The organism is Mycetocola sp. (assembly GCF_046716805.1).
GTDB lineage: Bacteria > Actinomycetota > Actinomycetes > Actinomycetales > Microbacteriaceae > Mycetocola_A.
In genome coordinates this window covers 1-5,107 of record NZ_JBKJWH010000170.1, presented here as the reverse complement: position 1 = coordinate 5,107, position 5,107 = coordinate 1, and the positions used below count along the sequence as shown (strand labels likewise).

The 5,107-nt window shown below is 62.8% G+C and carries 4 protein-coding genes and 1 pseudogene; 1 reads left to right on the top strand and 4 read right to left on the bottom strand.

Annotated elements, in window-relative coordinates; genetic code table 11:
* On the bottom strand, positions 1-345 hold a 345-nt coding region (locus tag ACLQ62_RS13945; RefSeq protein ID WP_411722234.1), incomplete at its 3' end, for a lyase family protein.
* 369 nt (positions 346-714) lie between these two features.
* Between ACLQ62_RS13945 and ACLQ62_RS13940 the strand changes: the two genes are divergently transcribed.
* Positions 715-1,212 (top strand): hypothetical protein, encoded by a 498-nt coding sequence (locus ACLQ62_RS13940; RefSeq protein WP_411722233.1) that lies wholly within the window; start codon positions 715-717, stop codon positions 1,210-1,212.
* Here ACLQ62_RS13940 and ACLQ62_RS13935 read toward each other — a convergent pair.
* From ACLQ62_RS13935 to ACLQ62_RS13925, 3 genes and pseudogenes are all read right to left on the bottom strand, one after another.
* Positions 1,099-2,682: a dynamin family protein gene (locus tag ACLQ62_RS13935; protein ID WP_411722232.1), complete on the bottom strand. Its 1,584-nt coding sequence runs from the start codon at positions 2,680-2,682 to the stop codon at positions 1,099-1,101. The genes ACLQ62_RS13940 and ACLQ62_RS13935 overlap by 114 nt on opposite strands.
* On the bottom strand, positions 2,679-4,508 hold the full coding sequence (locus tag ACLQ62_RS13930; RefSeq protein WP_411722231.1) for a dynamin family protein: 1,830 nt from the start codon (positions 4,506-4,508) through the stop codon (positions 2,679-2,681). Before ACLQ62_RS13930 ends, ACLQ62_RS13935 begins: the two co-directional genes overlap by 4 nt.
* Before the next feature lie 118 nt (positions 4,509-4,626).
* Positions 4,627-5,107: pseudogene (locus ACLQ62_RS13925) on the bottom strand (hypothetical protein); the annotation flags it as partial.

Genomic DNA, 5,107 nt, shown 5'->3' with positions numbered 1-5,107 from the left:
GATCACCTCGTTGGCATTCATGTTGGTCGAGGTTCCTGCACCGCCCTGGATCACACCGACGACGAACTCTTCGTGGAATTCGCCGTCGATGATGCGCTGGCAGGCCTGGTCGATCAGGGAGCCCTTCTCGGCGCTGAGCACGCCCAGTTCGACGTTGGTGCGTGCTGCCGCCTGCTTGACGCTGGCGAGTGCGACGATGAGGGCCGGGTAGACGGAGATCGGCCGCTTGCTGATGGGAAAGTTTTCCAGCGCTCGTGCGGTATGGATCCCCCAGTACGCCCCCGCCGGAATCTCCATCGATCCGAGCGAATCGATCTCCGTGCGCGTTCTTTCGTCGGACGTCATTCGGGACCCCTTCTCTTGTGGTTCAATCTCGAGGCCGCGATTGGCGGGCGTGATCAGTCTCACTATGGCTCCATTGCCTTGTCTGTGCTTGTGGCGGGACCCTCCCGACTTTACTCTGCCGAGCCGTGAACGGAGGTGGCCCAACTGGCAGAACCACCCGGTGCACGAGCCACTCTGGCGGCACACCAGCACCGCCTGGACGCGGACGACCGGATTACGGCTACATTACGTACTATGTCCGACGACTCGCATCGACGCGGCTCCACCGAACCGCCCACACCGGCACACGCCGTCAGTCCAGCAGACCCTCAGCCAGCGCCGCGCGGGAAACCCCCGCGGCCCGAAATGTCGGACACGACGCCTCCACCGATGGAGCCGCCGACAAAACCAACCGGTCCCGTCAAAGTTGCACGCTTCCTCTGGCTTGCAAGCTTCGTCGTTGGCCTCGCCGTTCTTGCGTTCGCCTTTCTCTCCCGGGACGACCAGATCAAGCGTTTGAGTGACGTCATCGCCGACGTCGACCCCAACCGGGCTGCCGAGACGCTCACCAGTGCTGCGACGATTGTGTTCTGGTCCAGCTTCGGTGCCATCGCCGTGGTTGTCGTTCTCGAAGCCCTCCTGCTCCGCGCCGTCCTTCGCCGGCACAGGTGGGCCCAGTGGGCTCAACTTCTGGTTCTCCTCGCCCATACCGGCGTCGTACTGCTCGCCGGTACCTTCCTTGCCCTGGGCGACGCGGGAGTGTTGATCGCGGCGTTACTGATTGTGCAGCTCGTGCTCGGCGTCGTCGCGCTCGTCGTAAGTGTTCTCCCCGGATCCGGCGCCTGGTTCCAGACCCAAACCGATCCGGGCGCCGATCTCTCGGCCTGAGTTGCCCGAGAGGTGCGCCAGGGCCGCCTCACAGCTGCGCACCACGACCCGACACACCTCGGTGGCGGCTCTATCGGTCAGGGGATTCTCTGCGAGTGCACGCCAGCGACGAAGGATCTCCAATGCCGCATACCGCAACTCGTCGGCCGTCGCCGAGTCCGGCAGACCGAGGCGATGAGACAGCTCGACGCCTGAGCCTCCGATGATCCGTTCCGCTTCCGCGGTCAATGTCGGGGCAAGCGTCAATCTCGTCGTCCGCGCGGTCGCCAGCAGCCGCATTTCGCGGAACTCGTGAGCGCCCGCCTGAATTCGCTCGAGCGAGGCGGAAAGCTCCTCGGTTCCCGTACGCGGTCGTTCTCGCAGGAGCGTCTCCACCGCGACGAGCGCGGCACGCGCTTTGAGCAGTGAGGCGCGGGCGTGGAACTGCGCATCGATCAACCGCAACAACTCGTCGAGGCCGCTGCGCCGGGCGAGCTCGTGCGCCAGGACGGTGGAATCGGCGATTCCACCGCGGAGGAGGGCCGTCGCCAACCGGATCCCGAAGAGCCCGAACCGGTCGAGCAGCGCGATCCTGACCTCGGAACTCACGCCGGCGAGATCGGCGCCGCGGGCGAAACGGTCCACCGAGACGAGCAGCCGCTCACGCTCCGCCCGATCCAGGCGGGCGAGCGCCACCAAGGCCGTATACTCCGTCTCGCGCAGGCTGCGGGCGCTCTGCGCAAGCAACCCGGCGACCGGCACGATTCCGAGCGTCAGCGCCCGCAGACGGTCATCGCGCCGGTACCTTTCAGCGATTCCCCTGGCTGACAGCAGCGAATCGATACGGCCGGCGCCGATCTCATCCGCGCGGGACAGAACCGCCAGAGCGTTGACCGTTCCGGAGTGTCCGGCTGTCGTGTCACGGAAAGACTCGAGGAAGTTCAGGTCAGACGCATGCATGTGCCGCAGAAGGTAGACGATCGCGTCCGCTTCCGATGGTGCGTCTTCTGGAGTGAGGAACCGAATCGACCGCGCGGAGACCTCCTCTGACACCGACGCGATACCTGGCGTGTCGATGAGCGTGATGTCCCGCAAGCTCTTCGACGGCCAGTCGACGACCAGCCGGTCCACATCTTCGGCGTGAGCCGCACCCACATCGAGGAGAAGCCGGCCGTCGATCCTCCTGACCGGGAGATTCTGTGGCTCCCCCTCGACCGGGTAGAGCGTCACACGAGGGGTGTCGGCATAGCGATACCAGGTCACGATCCTCGTGCACTCCGCGGTGTCGGTCGGAGCTATCTCTTCGCCGATGATGGCGTTGAGCAACGTCGACTTGCCCGCCTTGACCATGCCGGCGATGGCCACGCGCAGCGGTTCTTCCAGACGCCGGGAATACGTTTCCAGCATCCTGCGCCCGACCGGGTCGTCCGCATAAGCGATTATCGCCTCTTGAACGAGCTCAGATACAGCGACGGTGGTCGCATCGCTCACGCGGATGCCACCCGCATCGGCTGCTCGTCAGCGATTGACGGAGCCTGGTTGCGCAGAGCCGCAACTCTCTTGAGCTCGACTTTGATCTCCGCGATCCGGTGCGCTCGCTCCTGTGTGAACGAGTTCGCGGCCTTTTGTGCGGCGAGCACTGAGTCCGTCAGCGAACGGTGGTGCTCGTCAGCGATCCCGGTGAAGTGATCCCTCGTGGCTCGCTGCACAAACCTCAGCCGGTCTTTCAACTGCTTACCCACCTGAAAGATGACGTCGTCGATCTGACGCCTCACGAGTTGTTTGGCTTCACCGCGACGACGCTGTAATCGAGCGTCTTTGTCGTCGCGGAACGCCTTGCCGCCGATCAAGACACCTGCGGCGAGTGAAAATGGGTTGATCAGCGACATCCCGACGATTCCGGTGAGCAGCCCGACCATCAGCACGCCGCCATAGGATCCCCGGGCACCGATCAGGACCTTCTGCATTACCCCGAGTGTTCCCGGGTCAAGGTCGGGCATGGATTCAACCGGGTCGAGCACCTCTGTCGTGTCGTCGACGCGCAACACCGGCAAAGCTACGTCATCATGAGCGAAGTGGCGGGCCACTTCGCCCGAGAGCCACTGCGCGCGTTCGTTGGTCCAGACGAAAGTGTCGGAAACCCCAGCCGCAACGCGCTGCGTCAGCCAGTCGACCAACTGCTCCCACATGGGTCCAGGGTCTCCTGCGTCGATGGCCGCCTCTGCTTCGCGCTGAATGCTGCGCATTCGCTCACGCAGATCGTGGTCCATGTCTGCGATGAGGTCGCTCATTCCGTCGTTCAGAGTGAGTTGCCACCGAGAAGAACGCTGGCGAAGCTCGTCGGCCTTCTCCTTCGCGGCCTCCAGCTCAACGATCAACTGCGGCGTGCCCTCAGGGTTCTCCAGCGCTTTGAGTTCTGATTGGAGCGACAGGCTGAGGTGCTCGGTGACCGATAGCAGGTCCTGGGCCACCGACCGCGACTGCAGACGCTCGGCTTTGCCGACGATTTCCTTGCGCAGGTACGTCACCAGGTCAGGGAAACCAGATTCGGTGTTCAGTTCGTTGTCGCCGAGGCGTGCTGCGGCAAGACGCACATCAGACGAGACCGGGAAAAGTCGGATGTCTGCGCCCAACCGATCGAGGTGGGCTCTGTTGAGTTCCGCCACGTGTCGCCATTGCGGATGAAGGTCGGTCTTGGACAGCACACACGCCACATTCGGTGAGACACGAAGCGCGTGTCTCAGGAACTGAATTTCGGGGTCGGTATATTCCTGCGAAGCGTCGGAGACGAATAACATCGCATCTGCCGTCGGCAACGTCGAGAGCGTGGTCAACGAGTGGGTCGAGTCGAGCCCGCCGACACCTGGCGAATCGACGAGCGAGAGCCCGCCGGCGAGGATCTTGCGTGGCAGGAAGACTTCAGCAGCCATCAACCGACGTTTGTTGTCCGGATTGCCACGTTCGGACACGTAGGAGGGCAACTCGTCGAGCCTGATCTGCCGGCGTTCCAGCGTTGCTTCCTCAGCCGATCCCTGGCCGTCTCTCGGAACCAGGATGACGGCTGACGGCGGGCTGCCGTACCGGACCACTGTAGGCACCGAGGTCGCGATGTCGTCGTCGACCGGGCAGACAGGCGCATTGATGAGCGCATTGATCAACTGGCTCTTGCCTTGTTTGAACTCGCCGACGACGATCACCCGGACGCTGGGATCGACCAGGCGCTGACGTGTTTGCTCGAGGCGCCTGCGCAGGTCCGGTCTTTCCCCGTCGCTCGCCAGTTCGATGCCGTGTTCAACCAGCTTGACCAGTTCGACCACGATTGCCTCCTTTGGAAACCGATTCCTCCATCAGACCACACACATCGGCCCAACAGGTAGCTTTCGCCGAACTGCTGGGCCGATGTGGTGTCGGGTCGTCCGTCAATCGGAATCGACGCTAGGGGAGGATTACATCGACATCTTCGACGACGATCGAGTCGTCGATCACTTCGTTGCCGATTGCGTTGCCGTTGCCTGAGTCGACCACGTTGTCGTTGAACAGTTCGTTGTCCTCGACGTTGATATCGGTGTTCCCGGAGTCGACCACGTTGCCGTTGCCGGAGTCTTCGACCGAGTTGTCGGTGTTGCCGACGTTGATGTCGTCGACAGTCGTGTTGCCCGAATCGTTGACGGAGTTGTCCGAGTTGTCGGAGTTGTCCGAGTTGTCCGAGTTGTCGGTGGAGTTGTCGTTGAACGAGTCGTTCACCGAGTTATCGGAGTTGTCCGAGTTGTCGGAGTTGTCCTGGAACGAGTCTTCGATGTCTACGTCCACATCGACCGAGTTGTCGGTGTTACCCGAGTCGTTCACCGAGTTGTCGGTGTTACCCGAGTCGTTCACCGAATTGTCGGTGTTACCCGAGTCGTTCACCGAGTTGTCG